The sequence below is a fragment of the Microbacterium meiriae genome (genome assembly GCF_040685015.1).
GTDB classification, from domain to species: domain Bacteria; phylum Actinomycetota; class Actinomycetes; order Actinomycetales; family Microbacteriaceae; genus Microbacterium; species Microbacterium meiriae.
On the sequence record NZ_JBFBHD010000002.1, the window covers coordinates 414,696 to 434,000 of the forward strand.

The window sequence follows — 19,305 nt, forward strand, 5'->3', positions numbered from 1 at the left end:
AGCGAGACACGTCAGAGCCCGGCTCCGGGTGCGGCTCGTAGCATGGAGACATGCCCTTCTCCGGAGAGATCCACGAACGCGTCGCGAACGCCCCCACGGTGCCCCACGGCCTGCCTCTCGTGATGCTGCTCACCGGTTTCACCGACGCGGGCAGTGCGGTGTCGGGGCTCATCGATCATCTGCGGGAGACGACGTCGCCGCAGCCGCTCGCGGTCTTCGACAACGATGTGCTCCTGGACTACCGCGCACGCCGCCCGGTCATCTCCTTCGACCAGGACCACCTTGCCGAGTTCCGCCCGCCCCGTCTGGAGCTCTCCCTCGCCACGGACGCGCTGGGACGCCCGTTCCTGCTGCTCACGGGCTACGAGCCCGACTTCGCGTGGAACGCCTTCGCGGAGACCGTCCTGGATCTCGCTGCGGAGTTCGAGGCCTCGGGACTGCACTGGGTCCACTCGATCGCGATGCCCGTGCCGCACACGCGCCCCATCGGGACGACGGTGAGCGGGAACCGGCGCGACCTCGTCGTGTCGCACTCCGTGTGGCGTCCGCGCACGCAGGTCCCGGCGACCGCGGGTCACCTGCTCGAGTACCGGTTCGCGGAGCGCGGGGAGCGCGTCGTCGGCTTCGTGCTCCTCGTGCCGCACTACCTCGCGGAGACGGAGAATCCGGAGGCGGTCAGTGCAGCGGCGGAGAAGCTCATGGCCTCGACCGGCCTCGTGCTCATGCTCGACGCAGTGCAGGAGCGCCGTGAGGACTACCTCGCCCGAGTCGACGAGCAGGTCGCAGCGAACGACGAACTGCAGCAGATGGTGCACAACCTCGAGCGCCGGTACGACGCCTACATGGCCGGTCGTGACCCCGAGGACGACTCGTACGACGAGGGCGGATTCAGCGAACGCGACCTGCCCAGCGCCGACGAACTCGCGGCCGAGCTCGAGCGCTACCTCGCATCTCGGCCGTCGGGTGACGAGGACAAGCCGGGACGCGGCTGAATCTCTCGCAGCGGATCGGGCGGGAATGCGTCCTCATCGCCATACGTGTGCGATACTAGGAGTCCGACCCGTTGTCAATCGGTGTTTTCGAGCACTGGACTTGACAAGGGTCTTACTAGTGTCCGAAATGTCCCGGGGTCTCCCAGCGGCCCCGTGAAAGGCGAAACGTGACTCCTGCCACGACGAAGAACACGCGGACGAAGAAGGCCGATCAGATCACCGCGGATCCCGAGGTCGAGGACGTCGAAACGACCGAAGCGGCTCCTGCGCCCAAGCGCGCCGCGGCCAAGCGCGCCCCCGCGAAGAAGAAGAAGTCGGATGACGTCGTCGAGGAAGACGACGCCGCCGCAGCCGAGGGCTCCGAGGACGCCGCGGGCGACGAGGAGGAGGACGACGCGAAGCCGGCCTTCACCGAGCCGCTGCCGACCGGCGCGATCGTCATCTCCTCCAAGGACGACGAAGAGGTCCCGGTCTACTCGACCCAGATCACCGGTGCCACGGCCGACCCGGTCAAGGACTACCTGAAGCAGATCGGAAAGGTCGCGCTGCTGAACGCGGCCGAAGAGGTCGAGCTCGCGATGCGCATCGAGGCGGGTCTGTTCGCGGAGGAGAAGCTCTCCGCGATGTCCCCCGCCGAGAAGACGAGCCAGCTCGGACTCGACCTGCAGTGGGTCGCCCGTGACGGCCAGCGCGCGAAGAGCCACCTCCTCGGCGCGAACCTCCGTCTCGTCGTCTCCCTCGCCAAGCGCTACACCGGTCGCGGCATGCAGTTCCTGGACCTGATCCAGGAGGGCAACCTCGGTCTCATCCGCGCGGTGGAGAAGTTCGACTACACCAAGGGCTTCAAGTTCTCGACCTACGCGACCTGGTGGATCCGTCAGGCCATCACCCGCGCCATGGCCGACCAGGCCCGCACCATCCGCATCCCGGTGCACATGGTCGAGGTCATCAACAAGCTCGCCCGCGTGCAGCGGCAGATGCTGCAGGACCTCGGTCGCGAACCCACCCCGGAAGAACTGAGCCGCGAGCTCGACATGACTCCGGAGAAGGTCGTCGAGGTGCAGAAGTACGGTCGCGAGCCGATCTCCCTGCACACCCCGCTCGGCGAAGACGGAGACAGCGAGTTCGGTGACCTCATCGAGGACACCGAGGCCGTGGTCCCCGCCGACGCCGTGGGCTTCACGATGCTGCAGCGTCAGCTCGAGCAGCTCCTCGACTCCCTCTCCGAGCGCGAAGCCGGCGTGATCCGGATGCGCTTCGGTCTGGGCGACGGTCAGCCGAAGACGCTCGACCAGATCGGTGACACGTTCGGCGTGACGCGCGAGCGCATCCGTCAGATCGAGTCCAAGACGATGGCCAAGCTGCGCCACCCGAGCCGCTCGCAGTCGCTGCGGGACTACCTCGAGTGATGCAGGCGAACGAGGGCAAGGCGCTCGAGACGAGCGTCGACGGAAAGAGCTACGCGCGGATCCCGCTGCGCACCCGCGTCGTGATGCCGGATGACGACCTCGACGCCATCATCACGGAGTACGCGAAGGATGCCGTCCAGCCGGGCGACCTGCTCTTCGTGACCGAGAAGATCGTCGCGATCACCCAGGGCCGGTCGTACCGCTTGGACGAGATCCAGCCGCGGAAGCTCGCGCTGTTCCTGTCGAAGTACGTCACCCGCACGCCGTACGGCATCGGTCTCGGCATGCCCGAGACGATGGAGATGGCGTTGCGGGAGTGCGGTACGCCGCGCATCCTCTTCGCTGCCGCCGTCTCGGCGGTCACCAAGGCCTTCGGGCGCAAGGGCGACTTCTACCGCATCGCGGGCGACAAGGCCCGCGCGATCGACGGACCGACGAAGCACACCATCCCGCCGTACAACGAGGCTGTGGTGCTCGGCCCGAAGGACCCGGACCGCGTCGCGGCGCACCTGAAGACGCTGATCGGAGGCCGGGCCGAGGTGGCGGTGGTCGACATCAATGATCTCGGCGGCAACATCCTCGGCTCCACGCTCGACAAGGCGGGGGAGCTGCGGCTGGTGAAGATCCTCGGTGACAACCCGCTCGGTCAGGGCCTCGAGTCCACGCCGCTCGGCATCGTCCGCGCGGTCTGAACAGCTCGACCCACCCCTTCACGACCGAACCGGCCCCTTGCGTGTGAACGCAAGGGGCCGGTTCGCATGTACAGGGGTGGCCCGGCGCTTTGACGGGCTCAGCGACCCATGCGGGGTCCCTGAGCCTGTCGAAGGGTGAGCTGTCGAAAGGTCAGAAGCCGATAACCTCGCGGTAGCGCGGCTTGTGCCCGGTACGGATGCCGGTGACGCTGGGCTTGTTCTCGTAGACGCCCGCGCCCCAGTTCCCCTCGACGAGCACGGGGCCGTCCGGGGTCACGACGACGTCCCATCCGACGTACTGCACCTGCGGCACGACCCGCGCGACCTGTTCGATGAAGGCGCGCACCTCGTCCATGTAGGGCAGCTGGAAGTCGGCGATGCGGAAGCCCGAGTCCGGGTGGGTCTCGTGCACGTGCCCGTGCGAGTCATAGCCGGCCCCCACGGCGTGCCCGTTCTCATCGAGCATCGTGTAGAAGCCGCCGAAGGTCATCTGATCGCTCACCGCGCCGCGGCCGAACTTCTGCGCCATTGCGAGGATGTGCGCCTTCTCCCCGTCGAAGAAGGCGGTGATGCGGGTGGTGTTCACGGTCCCGGGGCACACGGCCGCCAGGTCGTCATGCTGGCGGATGACCTCTTCGATCAGCAGCTCGCCGCGGTCGAGGAGACCGCGGTGGAACTCGGTCCAGTCCGTGATGTCGGCGGCGTGATATCGGTGCACACCGGTACCGGCCTGGCCGACCGGCTCTTTGGTGACGATCGTTCCGAGGCGCTCCGTGAGGGCACGGACCTCGTCGGCGTTGCCCTCCTGGACCACCATCCACTCGCGATGCAGATGTGCGGAGAACTTCCGGTTGAACTCGATCTTGTCCTGGAAGATCCAGCGGAAGTCGGGGTGGTCGTACTTCTGCGAGAGCTGGTTGGACACCGGGTGCGTCATGTACGTCTCGCGCTCGGCACGGTTGAGCATCGCGAAGTCGTAGTCGATGTAGTCCTGGAAGCCCACGTTGTGGCGGGCCGCCGACCAGAGCATGTCGGCGACGATCGTGGGAACGGGACGGTGGTGCTGTGCCGAGGCCTCCTTCGCCCGTTCGAACACCGAACCGACGTCGATGCGGCGGGCACGGCCGAGGAGATAGCGGATGCGGGGCGCGAGAGAAAGACGAGACATGGAGCTCCGGGTCTAGGGATCGACGTCCCAGTCTACGCGGGGAGCCCCCAGGCTCCTGGGAGCGCGGAAGCTAGGCTGGAGGACGTGTGTGACACGAGTTCGAGTGCGCTTCCGCAGGCGATGATCTCGCGTTCGGCCCTTGCTGCCGGCGCGTCCGCGGCGATCCGGGCCGGGGGCCGCCGTGCCGATCTCCGCCGCGACGCATGGGGGCATGGACTGCTCGCCGTGGCCCACGCGGTGACAGCCGCGGGCGTCGAGGAGGTCCTCGTGGACTCGCCAGGCGAAGTCGAGGCCCTGCGCCTCGAAGGCATCAGCGCCACGACCGTCGGTACGCCCGACGTCGACCCCGTCCTCCTCTACGGGCTGCCGTCCGCGGAGGGAATCCCGGCGACACCTCCGGTCATGCGCCTGGTCGGCCGGGTCATGTCCACCAAGCGCCTGCGCGCGGGGGAGGCTGTCTCCTACGGCTACACCTTCCGGGCCGCAGCGGACACGGAGGTCGCGCTCGTGACGGGCGGCTACGCGCAGGGTGTCGTCCGCTCTCTCGGCAATCACGCCGACGTGGAGATCGCCGGCGCGCTGCGTCCCATCGTCGGACGAGTCGCCATGGACGTCTGTGTGATCGACCTCCAGGGCGCCGCGGCCGAGGTGGGAGACACGGTGACGTTCTTCGGCGGGACCGGCCCCGCATCCGATGCGATCGCCCGCTGGGCCGAGGTCACCGGGATGACGCCCGCGGAGCTCGTGGCCGTCCCCGGTGCTCACGCCGTGCGCGGATGGGAGGCATGATGGGTGGGCCGATGCGACCAGAACTCCGCCTGCACAGCGCCGTCTTCCGCGCGAACATCGCGGCCGTGCGCGACCGACTGGGCGACTCCACGTTGATGCTGGTGCTCAAGGACGACGCGTACGGCCACGGACTCCGCTGGGCGGTGGAGACCGCGCTCGAGGCGGGGGTGACGACGTTCGGCAGCTACGACGTGCGCGGGGGCCTCGACGTCCGGCGCCTCGCAGGCGGGACCGCGTCCGTGTTCGCCTGGGCGACCTCGACCGACGAGGAGATCGACGAGGCGCTCCTACAGGACATCGAGCTCGGCGTCGGCACGATCGAGTACCTGCGCCGCATCGTCACGCGGGCCGACGTGCTCGGTGTGCGTGCCCGGGTACACCTCAAGATCGACACCGGCCTCCATCGCAATGGCGTGCGTCCGGAGGACTGGGCGGCGGCCGTTGCCGAGGCGAGGGCGGCCGAGAGCGCGGGCACCCTCGCACTCGTGGGCGTGTGGAGTCACATCGCGGAAGCGAGCGACGCCGAGGACGACGAGGCCCAGTCCGTGTTCCTCGATGCCGTGCAGCACACCGGGCTGTCCGGAGCTGTGCCGGCGGCCCTGCACCTCACAGCGTCGGCGGCATCCTGGTGGCGTCCGGAACTGCGCGGCACGGTGTCACGGATCGGGGCGTTCTGCTACGGCATCCGTTCGGCGGGCGGCCCGGATCTCGACGGTGTGCACCCGGCGGCACGTCTCGTCGCCCCGGTAATCCGGGTCGACGGCGACGCCGCGGTCGTGGCCGTCGGCAGTCTCGACGGCCTGCCCTCGACGCTGGCCGGCATGACGGTCGGTACCCCGGCCGGCCCCCGCGTGGCGCCCGAGGTCGACCTGGCGACGACGACCGTCGAGGGCTGGCCGGGGATGGCTGTCGGCGACGAGGTGACGATCTTCGGGCCGGGCACGCAGGGGGAGGAGACAGCGACGACCCTCGCCGAGCGGATCGAGACGGTGGGCGAGGAGATCCTCACCCGCCTCGGTCCGCGGATTCGGCGGAGGGTCGTGGAGTGAACCGGCTCGGCCGGTTCAGGCGCTGATCAGACCGTCTCGATGAGACGAGCGGTCTCGTCGTGCCAGCTCGTGGCCACGCTGCGCAGCTTCTCTTCGTACTTGCGGCCGTGGTGGGCGCAGAAGAGCAGCTCGGAGCCGTTGACCTCGGCGGCGATGTAGGCCTGTGCTCCACACGAGTCACAGCGGTCCATCGCAGTCAGGCGGTACTCGACAGCGGAGGTCTCACGTTCGGTCGTTGCATTCATCTCGGGGCCTCCTCGGGTGTCGGCGTCCTTGTTGGTCGTGCTCAATACAACCACGCTGCACCTGGGGGCATGCCCGGTCGACGGCGTGTTTCGCTCAGCGCGTACGCGCACACGCGCGAAGGCGGTGCCGCGGGGAGTGTCTGCGAGGGGCGGGACCGTCCCGCGAATAGACTCGGAGATTGTGAATGCCGAGTACTCCGCCCATCATCTCCAGGTGCTCGAAGGACTCGAAGCGGTCCGCAAGCGCCCCGGCATGTACATCGGCTCGAACGGTTCGCCCGGGCTCATGCACTGCCTCTGGGAGATCATCGACAACTCCGTCGACGAGGCGGTCGCCGGCAACGGCTCCCGCATCGACGTCATCCTCCACGATGACGGCAGCGTCGAGGTGCACGACCGCGGTCGCGGCATCCCCGTCGACGTGGAGCCCCGGACCGGTCTGACCGGCGTCGAGGTCGTCTACACCAAGCTGCACGCCGGAGGGAAGTTCGGCGGCGGCTCCTACGCGGCGTCGGGCGGTCTCCACGGCGTCGGCGCCTCGGTGGTGAACGCGCTCTCCGAGCGCCTCGACGTCGAGGTCGACCGCGGCGGCAAGACCTACGCGATGTCCTTCCACCGCGGCGAGCCCGGCATCTTCCAGGACTCGGGGGAGAAGCGGCCCGATGCGCCCTTCACCCCGTTCGAGGAGAACAGTGAGCTGCGCGTCGTCGGCAAGGCGCCGCGCGGGGTCACCGGTACGCGTGTGCGCTACTGGGCCGACCGTCAGATCTTCACCAAGGACGCCGCCTTCCAGCTCGCCGAGCTCGAGACCCGCGCGCGGCAGACCGCCTTCCTGGTCCCCGGCCTCGAGATCGTGGTCCGCGACGAGCGCGCCGCGAGCGCAATGGTGGGGGAGGACGGCACTCCGACCGGCCCCGTGGAGACCTCGTACCTCTACGAGGGCGGCATCTCCGAGTTCGTGGAGTACCTGGCGGTCGACCCGCCGGTGACCGACACCTGGCGCATCCAGGGAGAGGGCACGTTCACCGAGACCGTCCCGGTCCTGCAGCCCGACGGCCACATGGTGGCGACCGAGGTCGAGCGCGTCTGCGCCGTCGACATCGCCCTGCGCTGGGGCACCGGCTATGACACCCGCATCCGCTCCTTCGTGAACATCATCTCCACGCCGAAGGGCGGCACGCATCAGCAGGGCTTCGAGCAGGAGCTGCTGAAGGTGCTCCGCAGCCAGGTCGAGCAGAACGCGCGTCGGCTCAAGGTCGGCAACGACAAGCTCGAGAAGGACGACGTCCTCGCCGGCCTCACCGCCGTCCTCACGGTCAACGTGCCGGAGCCGCAATTCGAGGGTCAGACGAAGGAGGTGCTCGGCACGCCCGCGGTCCGCCAGATCGTCGCGCAGGTGATGCGCAAGGACCTCCAGCAGCGTTTCACCTCCACCAAGCGCGACGACAAGAGCCAGGCCACGCAGCTGCTCGACAAGATCGTCTCCGAGATGAAGGCGCGTGTGTCCGCACGCGCCCACAAGGAGACGCAGCGCCGCAAGAACGCGCTCGAATCGTCCACCCTGCCGACCAAGCTCGTCGACTGCCGGACGAACGACGTGGAGCGCAGCGAGCTCTTCATCGTCGAGGGCGACTCGGCGCTGGGCACGGCCAAGAACGCCCGCAACAGCGAGTTCCAGGCGCTGCTGCCCATCCGCGGGAAGATCCTCAACGTGCAGAAGGCGTCGGTCGGCGACATGCTGTCCAACGCCGAGTGCGCGTCCATCATCCAGGTGATCGGCGCGGGCTCCGGGCGGACCTTCGACATCGACGCGGCGCGCTACGGGAAGATCATCCTCATGAGCGACGCCGATGTCGACGGAGCGCACATCCGCACGCTCCTGCTCACGCTGTTCTTCCGCTACATGCGGCCGCTCATCGAGCATGGACGCGTGTTCGCCGCCGTGCCGCCGCTGCACCGGATCATCGTCATCAACCCTGGCTCGAAGCCGAACGAGACCATCTACACCTACAGCGAGCAGGAGCTGCACGCCCTGCTCGCCAAGCTCCGCAAGGCCGGCAAGCGCTGGCACGAGCCGATCCAGCGGTACAAGGGTCTCGGGGAGATGGACGCGGAGCAGCTCGCGAACACGACGATGGACCGTTCCGGTCGCCTGCTCCGCCGGGTACGGATGGAGGATGCCGAGGCCGCGGGCCGCGTCTTCGAGCTGCTCATGGGCAACGAGGTCGCCCCGCGGCGGGAGTTCATCATCGACTCCGCGGACCAGCTCTCGCGCGAAGCCATCGACGCCTGAGGGCGGCGGGGACGAAGAAGGGGACCCGGCGAGGCCGGGTCCCCTTTCTTGGCGGACGGGTCAGACGAGGGTCCGGCCGATGCTGCCGATGACGCCGTCGATCGGCTGGCCGGAGGCATCGCGGCGCGCTCCGGGCTCGGGGAGCTTGCGCACCGCGCCGGTGGGGTCTACGGCCAGAGCCGGGCGGGGGCCGACCCAGGCGACCGTGAGGCGGTCCTCGCCCTTCAGGAAGGCGTGGGCGCGGACGCCACCGGTCGCGCGGCCCTTGGACGGGTACTCGGTGAACGCCGAGACCTTCGCGCGGCCCGGATCGGTGCCGGGCAGGATGCTCTCCGCGCCGGAGACCGTGGCGACGACGGCGTCGGTGTCCGGGCTGACGGCACCGAAGAAGAGGACCGCGGCGCCGGAGCCGAGCTTGATGCCCGCCATGCCGCCGGCGGGTGCTCCTTGCGGGCGGACCGCCGTGGCCGAGAACCGCAGAAGCTGGGCGTCGGTCGTCAGGAACACGAGGTCGGCGTCGTCCGCCGCGTCGGCCGCACCGACGACCGAGTCTCCGCTCTTGAGGCCGATGACCTCCAGGTCCGGGCGCACCGGCAGGGTCGACGGCACGATCCGCTTGACGATGCCCTGCGCGGTGCCGAGGGCGACCGGGGCGTCGCTGTCGAATCGGATGAACCCGACGATGCGCTCGCCCTTGGTCGTGACCCCCAGGTAGTCGCGCAGCGGAGTCCCCGCGGCGAGCTGTACGGAGGTGCCGGGCACCGAGGGCAGATCGACGGGGGAGAAGCGGACGACGCGTCCCGTGCTCGTGAGCGCACCGACCTCACCGCGGACCGTCGTCTCGACGGTCGCGAGGATGGCGTCGTGCTTGCTCCGCCGGGCAGGGGCGGTGAGCTCCTGTCCTTCGCCGAGGTCCACGCGCACGGCGCGTCCCGTCGTCGAGAGGACCACGGTGGTCGGAGCGTCGGCGATCTGCAGATCCACCGCGCCCTTCGTCGCGCGGGGCTTCGGCGGGGCCGCGTTCATCAGCAGGGTGCGGCGCGGCGTCCCGTAGGCCTCGGCCACGGCGTCCAGCTCCTGGGCGACGGCGGCACGCAGCAGCGCCGGGCTGGCGAGCAGCTCCCGCAGCGACGCGATCTCCGCGAGGAGGGCGTCCCGCTCCGCCTCGAGCTCGATGCGCGAGAACTTCGTCAGGCGGCGCAGCCGCAGCTCGAGGATGTACTCGGCCTGCGGCTCGCTGAGGTCGAACACGGACCGGAGCCGGGTGCGTGCCTGCTCGGTGTCGTCGGACGACCGGATGACCTGGATGACCTCGTCGATGTCGAGGATCGCGATGAGAAGCCCCTCCACCAGGTGCAGGCGCTCCTCCCGACGGGCGAGACGGTACCGGCTGCGGCGCGTGATGACCTCGATGCGGTGGCCGACGTAGACGCTGAGCATCTCCTTGAGGCCGAGCGTTCGGGGCTGGCCGTCGACGAGCGCGACGTTGTTGATGCTGAAGGAATCCTCCAGCGGCGTGAGCCGGTAGAGCTGCTCCAGGACGGCGTTGGGGTCGAATCCGGTCTTGATGCCGATGGCGACGCGGAGGCCATGGTTGCGGTCGGTGAGGTCGGTGACGTCGCTGATGCCCTGGAGCTTCTTCGCCTGCACCGCGTCGCGGATCTTCTCGATCAGACGCTCCGGGCCGACCATGTACGGGAGCTCGGAGACGATGATGCCCGTACGTCGGGGACCCAGCGGCTCGATCGACGTGCGTCCGCGGACCTTGAGGGCGCCGCGACCGGTCGTGTAGGCGTCCTTGACGCCGTCGAGTCCCATGAGGATCCCGCCCGACGGGAAGTCGGGGCCGGGGACGTACTCCATGAGGTCCTCGGTGGTGGCGTCCGGGTGCTCGAGGAGGTGGGTCGCCGCGGCGACGACCTCGATGAGGTTGTGCGGCGCCATGTTGGTCGCCATGCCCACGGCGATGCCGCTGGCGCCGTTGACGAGCAGGTTCGGGAAGGCCGCAGGCAGCACTGCGGGCTGCTGGAACTGTCCGTCGTAGTTCGGGATGAAGTCGACGACGTCCTCGTCGAGGTTCTCGGTGAGCGACAGCGCGGGGGCGGCGAGGCGCGCCTCCGTGTATCGCGCGGCAGCCGGACCGTCGTCCAGGGATCCGAAGTTGCCGTGACCGTCGACGAGCGGCACCCGCAGCGCCCACTCCTGGGCGAGGCGGACGAGGGCATCGTAGATCGCGGAGTCGCCGTGCGGATGCAGCTTCCCCATGACCTCGCCCACGACGCGGGCGCTCTTGACGTGGCCGCGGTCCGGTCGCAATCCCATCTCCGCCATCTGGAAGAGGATGCGGCGCTGCACCGGCTTCAGGCCGTCCCTGGCATCGGGGAGCGCACGCGAGTAGATGACGGAATACGCGTACTCGAGGAAGGAGCCCTGCATCTCGTGGGAGAGATCGATGTCCTGGATGCGTTCCTCGACAGGCTCGGGCGGCGGGGTTTTCGGCATGGACTTCCTGAGGGCGTACGGGAGCCTGTGTCAGACTGGCTCGGATGTCCTTCATGCTACCGTCCGCGCCGCCGGGCGCCCGGAGCGTCGTCGGGGTGGCGGACGACCTGTGCGCCGCTCTCCGCGGCGAATCCGCCACGCTGCCCCGCGCCGACGCGGTGGTGCTGGTCGTGATCGACGGCCTCGGTGCGATCAGCCTCCGCGGGCATGCCGGTCACGCGCGGTCGCTGACCGCGTCGATGACGAAGAAGGACATCGCGCAAACGGTCTTCCCGACGACGACGGCCGCCGCGCTGACGAGCCTCACCACCGGCGTGTGGCCGGGAGAACACGGCCTCGTCGGGTACCGGGTCAGGGACCCGAAACGGGATGTCCTCGTGAACCAGCTCAGCGGGTGGGAGACGGACGGCCTCGACCCGCTCACCTGGCAGGCGGCGCCCACCGTCTTCGAGCGCGCGGCAGTCGCCGGGCGGGAGACCTTCGCGGTCGGACTCGCGACCTACGCGCACAGCGGCTTCACCCGCGCCACGCTGAGGGGGGCGACGTTCGTGCCCGCTGCGACGCCGGAGGAACGCGTCGAGGTCGCGTACACGCTGGCCGAGGAGCATCCGGGATCGCTCGTCTACTGCTACCTCCCCGAGGTCGACAAGGCGGGGCACAAGCACGGTGTCGCCTCGGCCGAGTGGGTGGCGGCGCTGGAGCGGATCGACGGCGCGCTGTCGCTTCGCGTCCCCCCGCGGGTCGGCGTGGTCGTGACCTCTGACCACGGCATGGTCGACGTCCCGTTCCACCGGCAGGTGGTGCTCGAGGAGCAGCATCTCGGGGGCATCCGTCATGTCGGTGGGGAACCCCGCATGCTGCACCTCTACCGCGAGCCGGACGCCGATGCGGCGCTGGTGACGACGCGTCTGCGCAGCGATCTCGAGGGCGCGGCCGATGTCGTCACCCGAGAGGAGGCGGTCCGGGCGGGCCTCTTCGGTCCGGTCGTGCGCGATGAGGTCCTCGATCGCATCGGCGACGTGCTGGTCATCGCCACCGGAGTGCGCGCGCTCTACGACGGCACCGCCGAGGACCAGCGCAACCGAGGGATGGTGGGACAGCACGGAGCGCTCACGCCTGACGAGACCCGGGTACCGTTCCTGCGGTTCGGGGCCTTCGCCTCCTGACGGGGCCCCGGAACGATCACTCGTCGGTGCGCGCTCCGAAGACGATCTCGTCCCACGACGGCATCGCGTTGCGGCGCCGTCGGCGTCCGCTGCCCTCGCTGTCGCCCGACCCGGGCTGACGCGGTGCGGGTTCCGGAGCCTCGGGCTCGTCGTCCGGCTCCTCGAGCGCGGCGAACAGGGCGATCGGGTCGGAATCCTCCTGGATCTCCTCGACCTCGTGCTCGATCGGCGACGGCTCCCGCTGTCCGCGGCGACGACGCAGGGCCTCGAGGAGGTCCGCGGTCTCCGGGCTCGTCGAGGCGGAGTCGGGAGCGCGGTTGATCGCCGCGTCCTGGACCGCCGGTGCCGAACGCTCGGGCTGCGCCGGCTCCTCCGCCTCCGCGGCGGGCGTCGGCACGAGGCGGGGACCGAAGGCACCCGAATCGAAACGGCTGTCGTCCTTATAGGGCGAGGCGGCACGGTCGGCCTCCACCGCGCGCAGGCGGGGGATGAGTCCCTCCGGGAGTGAACCCTGGCGGGAGAGCTGCGTGGCATCGGCGTTCAGGGGCGAGAGGGCGCTGCGTCGCGGGTCGAAGCTCCAGCGCGCGTCGTGCTCGACGTCGTTGGCGGAGAACTCGAGCTTGATGATCCAGCCGGACTCCTCCTTCCAGCTGGCCCAGCGCTCGGACGATGCGGACACCTCGGCGAGCTTGGCGCGGACCGCAGCTCCGAAGGTGGGCTGCGCGTCCGGCTCGACCTCGCTGCCGATGAGGACGGGCACGGCGAGGGCCTGACCGATGATGTGCTCGCGCTCGGCGAGGACGGGGCCCTCGAACCGGGCGACGTCGTCGACGCTGATCCCGAGGAGCTCGGCGACCTCCGCGGCGGTGAGACCGGCGCGGATCTGCGCCTGGATATCCCGCGGGCTCGCGGCGAGTTTCTGTGCGGCCGGCTCGGCCTGGCGGGTCGCGCGGCGGATCTCCCGCTGCAGCACCGCGTCGATGGGCAGCGCGAACCGCTCGCCCGCCTCGGTCGCGAGGACGAGCACTCCTGCTTCTGTGCCGACGATGGTGACGTTTTCCATGCGAATGCCCCTCTGATGGGTGTGCGTTCATGGTGTCACGCCGGACGGGCCGGGACAGGGAATACGGCGGGCGTGCCGTGAGTTTGCCCTGTCGCATGGGAGGGCATTTGCGAAACGCCCGCCGGTCATGCAAACTATGGCCGCCGATTACCCGACGGCGCACCCGCCCACTCGCACCATGAAAGTGGAGATTCACCGCATGGCAACCGATTACGACGCTCCCCGAAAGAGTGAAGACGACTCCGAGTCGATCGAAGCCCTCAAGGAGCGTGTGCCGGACAAGCTGTCCGGCACGACCGGAGACGAGGACTCCGACAACCCGTCGAGCTTCGACCTCCCTGGCGCGGACCTCTCCGACCTCGAGCTGGATGTCGTCGTGCTGCCCGCGCAGCAGGACGAGTTCACCTGCATGAGCTGCTTCCTCGTGAAGCACCGCTCGCAGCTCGACCACGAGGGACCCGACGGCCCCATCTGCAAGGAGTGCGCTGCCTGAGCAGCCCTCCGAGCGACGCCCCACGCGCCCCCGACCATCCCGGTCAGGGGCGCGCTGTCGTCTGCGGGGGCGGTCAGTCCCGTGCGGCGCGGATGGCCGCGGCGAGGCGGTCGGGGGTGCGGGTCGAGATCGTCCAGGCCACGACGGGGTCGGCCTCATCGGTGTTCGGCACCACGACGACTCCGTCGATGCCGCCGCGGATGAGGTGCCACCCGCGAGCCGGGAGCTCGGGTCCTCTGGCGCTGCGCGCCTCCTCGCCGGTCAGTGCCGTCGGCTCGCCGAGATAGCGCACGTCGATGTGGGCGCGTCCGGCTCGGAGGACGCCGTCCTGCACCGACACCACCGGAGCGAGGGCGAGGGCCGCCACCACGAGGAGCGCCGAGACCGCCGCTCCGAGGAGCAGCGCGAAGGTCGAGCCGACCGGCACGAAGATCAGGGACACCATCGGTCCCGCCAGGGCGATCGTGACCAGCAGCCACAGGCTGGGGGCCAGTCGTTCGTGGTAGCGGGGACGTGCGTCCGTTGCGGGGTTCTGCATTAGCCTCATGGGGTGACCGATTCCGTTGATGTCCCCATTATCGCCGCAGTGGTCCCCGGCTATGCGCATCCGGGCGACGCCGGAGCCGATCTCGTCGCCGCCGAGGCCGTGCGGTTGGAGCCGGGGGAGCGGGCTCTCGTGCCCACGGGCGTGCGCATCGCGCTGCCCGACGGCTATGCGGCCTTCGTGGTGCCCCGCAGCGGTCTCGCGGCGAAGCACGGCATCTCGATCGTGAACTCGCCCGGCACCGTCGACGCCGGCTACCGGGGAGAGATCAAGGTGAGCCTGATCAACACGGACATCCACAGCGCGTACGATGTCGCCGTCGGTGATCGCATCGCGCAGCTCATCGTGATGCCCGTCACTCGGGCCCGGTTCCTTCCGGTGGACGAGCTGCCGGACAGCGTTCGCGGCGCCGGCGGGTTCGGATCGACCGGCTACCAGGCACAGACCCCCGAGAACGAAGCAGGACAGGCGAAATGACCGACAGCAACGACACCCCCTCCAAGTCGGCGCCGGAGAACCGCGCCACCGAGGGCCCGTTCGACGACTCCGAGGCGAACCCCGTCCGCCCCTACATCGACCTCGGCGGGATCAAGATCCTGCCGCGCGAGGGCCTGAACCTGCGGCTCGAGGTGGAGGAGCAGAGCAAGCGCATCGTCGCGGTCGGGCTCGACTACGCCGAGTCCTCTCTCCAGGTGCAGCCGTTCGCGGCTCCGCGCAGCGGCGGTCTCTGGGATGAGACGCGGGTCCAGCTGCGCGACCAGGTCAAGGCGCAGGGCGGTCGCGTCGAGGAGCGGGAAGGACCGCTCGGCAAGGAGCTCCTCGCCGAGGTCCCCGCAACGGCAAGCGAGGGCTCCGGCCTGCGTCTCGCGCGCTTCATCGGCATCGACGGTCCCCGTTGGTTCCTGCGCGGCGTGATCGGCGGCGCGGCGGCGTCCGACCCCGAGGCCGCGGCGAAGGTCGAGGACCTGTTCCGCTCGATCGTCGTCGTGCGCGGGGGAGCGCCCATGCCGCCGCGCGACCTCATCCCGCTGAAGATGCCGGCGACGCCGGGCTCCGCGTGACCACGCCGGACCCCGAGGAGCCGCGCACGCAGAGCGCGTCGGAGATCCTCGGAGCAGCCCTCGGCGGTGCGGCGCGCAAGGCTGGGCTCGATCCGTCCGAGAACGCGCAGACGCACAAGGTCGTCTGGTCGGCCATGGGCGGCTGGCGCGGGATCCTGGAGTCGGTGCTGCCGAGCCTCGCGTTCGTGATCCTGTTCACCCTCCGGCCGGAACCCCTGCTGCTGCCCCTCGGAGTGTCGGTCGGTCTGGCCGCCGTGTTCACCCTCGTCCGGCTGGTGCAGAAGTCGCCGCCGTCGGCCGCCCTCGGCGGACTGATCGCCGCCGTGGCCGCCGCCGGGCTGGCCCTGTGGACAGGCCGTGGCGAGGACAACTTCGTCCCCGGCCTCATCACGAACGCGGTATACGGCTCGGCGATCCTCGTCTCCGCTCTCATAGGCTGGTCCGTCATCGGACTCGCCGTCGGCTTCCTCATGGGGGAGGGTACCGCCTGGCGTGCGGATCGTCGTAAGCGGCGGGCGTTCTTCTGGCTGGGCATCGCCTGGGCCGCGCTGTTCTTCGCGCGTTTGATCGTGCAGTTCCCGCTCTACCTGGCCGGCGACGTCACGGCGCTCGGAACCCTCAAGCTCGTGATGGGACTGCCGTTGTTCGCGCCGCTGATCGCCGTGACCTGGCTGGTCGTCCGTGCGCTCTATCCCCGCGCGTCGTCGCACGACGACCCCGCGGCGGCGTGATAGATTTATCTCGACATCAAGATAAATCACGGGCTTTCGCCGGTGACCTGCGCGGAGCAGACTGGTTAGGTCCCCCTTGCTAGCCGCGCGGCCGCACCGGCGAGCAAGATGGAGGCGCCTGTCGCTCCCATCCGAATAGAAGGAGACGGATTCGTGTCCACGGTGAACAGCTTCGGTGCCAAGAGCACCCTGACGGTCGGCAGCACCGACTACGAGATCTTCCGCATCGACACGGTGCCCGGTTTCGACAAGCTCCCCTTCAGCCTCAAGGTCCTCCTGGAGAACCTGCTTCGCACCGAGGACGGCGCGAACGTCACGAAGGCGCAGATCGAGGCGCTCGGGTCGTGGGACGCCAACGCGGAGCCCAACACCGAGATCCAGTTCACGCCGGCGCGCGTGGTCATGCAGGACTTCACCGGTGTGCCCTGCATCGTCGACCTCGCCACCATGCGCGAGGCCGTGACGGCGCTCGGGGGAGACCCGAACAAGATCAACCCGCTCTCGCCGGCCGAGATGGTCATCGACCACTCCGTCATCGCCGACCTGTTCGGCACCGAGAACGCGCTCGAGCGCAACGTCGAGATCGAGTACGAGCGCAACGGCGAGCGGTACCAGTTCCTCCGCTGGGGCCAGACCGCGTTCCAGGACTTCAAGGTCGTGCCCCCCGGCACCGGCATCGTCCACCAGGTGAACATCGAGCACCTCGCGAAGGTCATTTACGACCGCACCAACGGCGGCGTCCTCCAGGCCTACCCCGACACCTGTGTCGGCACCGACTCGCACACCACGATGGTCAACGGCCTGGGCGTGCTCGGCTGGGGCGTCGGCGGCATCGAGGCCGAGGCCGCGATGCTCGGCCAGCCCGTGTCGATGCTCATCCCGCGCGTCGTCGGCTTCAAGCTCTCCGGTGAGATCCCCGCCGGTGTGACGGCGACCGACGTGGTGCTCACCATCACCGACATGCTGCGCAAGCACGGCGTCGTCGGCAAGTTCGTCGAGTTCTACGGCGAGGGCGTCGCCTCCGTGCCGCTCGCGAACCGCGCGACGATCGGCAACATGTCGCCCGAATTCGGCTCGACCGCCGCGATCTTCCCGATCGACGACGTCACCCTCGACTACCTGCGTCTCACCGGCCGCAGCGACGAGGCCGTCGCGCTCGTCGAGGCCTACGCCAAGGAGCAGAAGCTCTGGCACGACGCCTCTCACGAGCCCGTCTTCAGCGAGTACATGGAGCTCGACCTCAGCACGGTCGTCCCGTCCATCGCCGGTCCGAAGCGCCCGCAGGACCGCATCCTCCTCTCCGAGGCGAAGACGCAGTTCGAGCAGGACATCCTGAACTACGCCACGGCCTCGACCAGCGACGACATCGTCGACCTCGAGTCCAAGCACTCCTTCCCGGCGTCCGACCCCGGACAGGTCCCGGGGGAGGAGGAGCCGACCACGCGTCCGGTGCACATCAGCAGCGGTGCGCCGGCCAACGTGTCGAACCCCGTGCCGGTCACGACTCCCGAGGGCGAGCAGTACACCCTCGACAACGGCGCCGTCACGCTGGCCGCCATCACGTCGTGCACCAACACGTCCAACCCGTCGGTCATGATCGCCGCCGGTCTCCTCGCCCGCAAGGCGCGGGAGAAGGGCCTCAAGCAGAAGCCGTGGGTGAAGACCACGCTCGGCCCGGGGTCGAAGGTCGTCACGGACTACTACGAGAAGTCCGGCCTGGACAAGGACCTCGAGGGCCTCGGCTTCTACACGGTCGGCTACGGCTGCACCATCTGCATCGGAAACTCCGGTCCGCTGATCGAAGAGGTCTCCGAGGCGATCAACTCGCACGACCTCGCCGTGACGGCCGTCCTCTCGGGCAACCGCAACTTCGAGGGCCGCATCAGCCCGGACGTGAAGATGAACTACCTGGCGAGCCCGCCGCTGGTCATCGCGTACGCCCTCGCCGGCTCGATGCACTTCGACTTCGAGACCGACGCGCTCGGCACGGACGCGGACGGCAACGACGTGTTCCTCAAGGACATCTGGCCCTCGCCGGACGAGGTGCAGGAGATCGTCGACTCGTCGATCTCGCGCGACCAGTTCATCAAGCAGTACGCCACCGTGTTCGACGGTGACGAGCGCTGGCGCAACCTGCCCACGCCGGACGACGACACGTTCCAGTGGGACGAGGACTCGACCTACGTGCGCAAGGCCCCGTACTTCGACGGCATGACGATGGAGCTCACCCCGGTGAAGGACATCGAGGGTGCGCGCGTCATGGCGACGCTCGGCGACTCGGTCACCACCGACCACATCTCGCCCGCCGGAAACATCAAGCCGGGCACCCCCGCGGCCCAGTACCTCACGGAGCACGGCGTCGACCGCAAGGACTTCAACTCCTTCGGCTCGCGTCGCGGCAACCACGAGGTCATGATCCGCGGGACCTTCGCGAACATCCGCCTGAAGAACCTCATGGTCTCGGACGTGAACGACGGACAGGTCGTCGAGGGCGGTTACACCCGCGACTTCACCCAGCCCGACGGCCCGCAGTCGTACATCTACGACGCGTGCATGAACTACGCCGAGCAGGGCACCCCGCTCGTCGTGTTCGGCGGCAAGGAGTACGGCTCCGGCTCGTCGCGTGACTGGGCGGCCAAGGGCACCAGCCTCCTGGGCGTCAAGGCCGTGATCACGGAGAGCTTCGAGCGCATCCACCGCTCCAACCTCATCGGCATGGGCGTCGTCCCGCTGCAGTTCCCCGCCGGCGAGAGCTGGGAGTCGCTGGGCCTCGACGGCACCGAGATCGTCTCGATCACGGGGCTCGAGGAGCTCAACAACGGCGTCACCCCGAAGACGGTCAAGGTCACCGCCACCCCGAGCGAGCACTCGCCCGAGGGCAAGCAGCCGGTCGAGTTCGACGCGGTCGTCCGCATCGACACCCCCGGTGAGGCGGACTACTACCGCAACGGCGGCATCCTGCAGTACGTGCTGCGCTCGCTCGTCTGAGGCGCATCGATGAAGGGGCCCGTGTCCACCGACACGGGCCCCTTCGGCATGTCAAGGGTCCCCCGCCCTCGGGGGATTCCCGGCTCCGAGCGGTAGGATCGGGAAGACGTCCGCACCCGT

17 protein-coding genes are annotated in these 19,305 nt (G+C 69.3%); 12 read left to right on the forward strand and 5 right to left on the reverse strand.

Annotated elements, in window-relative coordinates; all coding sequences use genetic code 11:
- The first annotated feature begins 50 nt into the window (after window positions 1–50).
- The 3 genes from AB0N68_RS10500 to AB0N68_RS10510 all read left to right on the forward strand — a co-directional run bounded on the left by AB0N68_RS10500 (window position 51) and on the right by AB0N68_RS10510 (window position 3,093).
- Window positions 51–992: a proteasome assembly chaperone family protein gene (locus AB0N68_RS10500; protein ID WP_187661573.1), complete on the forward strand. Its 942-nt coding sequence runs from the start codon at window positions 51–53 to the stop codon at window positions 990–992.
- A 167-nt stretch (window positions 993–1,159) separates the two neighbouring features.
- Window positions 1,160–2,401 (forward strand): RNA polymerase sigma factor, encoded by a 1,242-nt coding sequence (locus AB0N68_RS10505; RefSeq protein WP_187661572.1) that lies wholly within the window; start codon window positions 1,160–1,162, stop codon window positions 2,399–2,401.
- A complete protein-coding gene (locus AB0N68_RS10510) occupies window positions 2,401–3,093 on the forward strand; it encodes a coenzyme F420-0:L-glutamate ligase (RefSeq protein WP_280565282.1) in 693 nt (230 codons plus the stop codon). The genes AB0N68_RS10505 and AB0N68_RS10510 overlap by 1 nt, the downstream gene beginning before the upstream one ends.
- Before the next feature lie 151 nt (window positions 3,094–3,244).
- On the opposite strand, the gene AB0N68_RS10515 is transcribed toward AB0N68_RS10510, so the two are convergent.
- Window positions 3,245–4,261, reverse strand: coding sequence for a sugar-transfer associated ATP-grasp domain-containing protein (locus AB0N68_RS10515; RefSeq protein WP_313362694.1), 1,017 nt, complete (start codon window positions 4,259–4,261; stop codon window positions 3,245–3,247).
- Window positions 4,262–4,345: 84 nt separating this feature from the next.
- On the opposite strand from AB0N68_RS10515, the gene AB0N68_RS10520 reads away from it, so the two are divergent.
- A complete protein-coding gene (locus AB0N68_RS10520; protein ID WP_232089028.1) occupies window positions 4,346–5,050 on the forward strand; it encodes an alanine racemase in 705 nt (234 codons plus the stop codon).
- A gap of 11 nt (window positions 5,051–5,061) precedes the next feature.
- Window positions 5,062–6,099, forward strand: coding sequence for an alanine racemase (locus tag AB0N68_RS10525; protein WP_280565287.1), 1,038 nt, complete (start codon window positions 5,062–5,064; stop codon window positions 6,097–6,099).
- Between the two features lie 26 nt (window positions 6,100–6,125).
- On the opposite strand, the gene AB0N68_RS10530 is transcribed toward AB0N68_RS10525, so the two are convergent.
- The gene (locus tag AB0N68_RS10530; protein ID WP_025103577.1) at window positions 6,126–6,344 is read right to left on the reverse strand and encodes a DUF7455 domain-containing protein; all 219 of its coding nucleotides are present in this window, start codon (window positions 6,342–6,344) and stop codon (window positions 6,126–6,128) included.
- A 181-nt stretch (window positions 6,345–6,525) separates the two neighbouring features.
- Between AB0N68_RS10530 and AB0N68_RS10535 the strand changes: the two genes are divergently transcribed.
- Window positions 6,526–8,637 carry a DNA gyrase/topoisomerase IV subunit B gene (locus tag AB0N68_RS10535; RefSeq protein WP_396654781.1) on the forward strand — a complete coding sequence of 704 codons (2,112 nt, stop codon included), beginning with the start codon at window positions 6,526–6,528 and terminating at the stop codon, window positions 8,635–8,637.
- A gap of 60 nt (window positions 8,638–8,697) precedes the next feature.
- Here the strand turns inward: AB0N68_RS10535 and AB0N68_RS10540 are convergent, their stop codons facing one another.
- Window positions 8,698–11,139: a DNA gyrase/topoisomerase IV subunit A gene (locus AB0N68_RS10540; protein WP_280565293.1), complete on the reverse strand. Its 2,442-nt coding sequence runs from the start codon at window positions 11,137–11,139 to the stop codon at window positions 8,698–8,700.
- Window positions 11,140–11,183: 44 nt separating this feature from the next.
- On the opposite strand from AB0N68_RS10540, the gene AB0N68_RS10545 reads away from it, so the two are divergent.
- Window positions 11,184–12,305 (forward strand): alkaline phosphatase family protein, encoded by a 1,122-nt coding sequence (locus AB0N68_RS10545; RefSeq protein WP_187661567.1) that lies wholly within the window; start codon window positions 11,184–11,186, stop codon window positions 12,303–12,305.
- A 16-nt stretch (window positions 12,306–12,321) separates the two neighbouring features.
- On the opposite strand, the gene sepH is transcribed toward AB0N68_RS10545, so the two are convergent.
- Window positions 12,322–13,368 (reverse strand): septation protein SepH, encoded by a 1,047-nt coding sequence (gene sepH / locus AB0N68_RS10550; protein WP_187661566.1) that lies wholly within the window; start codon window positions 13,366–13,368, stop codon window positions 12,322–12,324.
- Window positions 13,369–13,567: 199 nt separating this feature from the next.
- On the opposite strand from sepH, the gene AB0N68_RS10555 reads away from it, so the two are divergent.
- On the forward strand, window positions 13,568–13,861 hold the full coding sequence (locus AB0N68_RS10555) for a DUF4193 domain-containing protein (RefSeq protein ID WP_060921810.1): 294 nt from the start codon (window positions 13,568–13,570) through the stop codon (window positions 13,859–13,861).
- A 73-nt stretch (window positions 13,862–13,934) separates the two neighbouring features.
- On the opposite strand, the gene AB0N68_RS10560 is transcribed toward AB0N68_RS10555, so the two are convergent.
- Window positions 13,935–14,408 carry a DUF3093 family protein gene (locus AB0N68_RS10560; RefSeq protein WP_363332669.1) on the reverse strand — a complete coding sequence of 158 codons (474 nt, stop codon included), beginning with the start codon at window positions 14,406–14,408 and terminating at the stop codon, window positions 13,935–13,937.
- A gap of 3 nt (window positions 14,409–14,411) precedes the next feature.
- Here AB0N68_RS10560 and dut point away from each other — a divergent pair, with 3 nt between their 5' ends.
- From dut to AB0N68_RS10580, 4 genes are all read left to right on the forward strand, one after another.
- Complete coding sequence (gene dut, locus AB0N68_RS10565) at window positions 14,412–14,882, forward strand: dUTP diphosphatase (protein WP_060921812.1); 471 nt, start codon at window positions 14,412–14,414, stop codon at window positions 14,880–14,882.
- Window positions 14,879–15,466, forward strand: a complete 588-nt coding sequence (locus AB0N68_RS10570; protein WP_060921813.1) for a DUF3710 domain-containing protein — start codon at window positions 14,879–14,881, stop codon at window positions 15,464–15,466. Before dut ends, AB0N68_RS10570 begins: the two co-directional genes overlap by 4 nt.
- A complete protein-coding gene (locus AB0N68_RS10575; protein WP_268776263.1) occupies window positions 15,463–16,197 on the forward strand; it encodes a DUF3159 domain-containing protein in 735 nt (244 codons plus the stop codon). Before AB0N68_RS10570 ends, AB0N68_RS10575 begins: the two co-directional genes overlap by 4 nt.
- A gap of 108 nt (window positions 16,198–16,305) precedes the next feature.
- The gene (locus AB0N68_RS10580; RefSeq protein WP_280565303.1) at window positions 16,306–19,185 is read left to right on the forward strand and encodes an aconitate hydratase; all 2,880 of its coding nucleotides are present in this window, start codon (window positions 16,306–16,308) and stop codon (window positions 19,183–19,185) included.
- Window positions 19,186–19,305 lie beyond the last annotated feature (120 nt).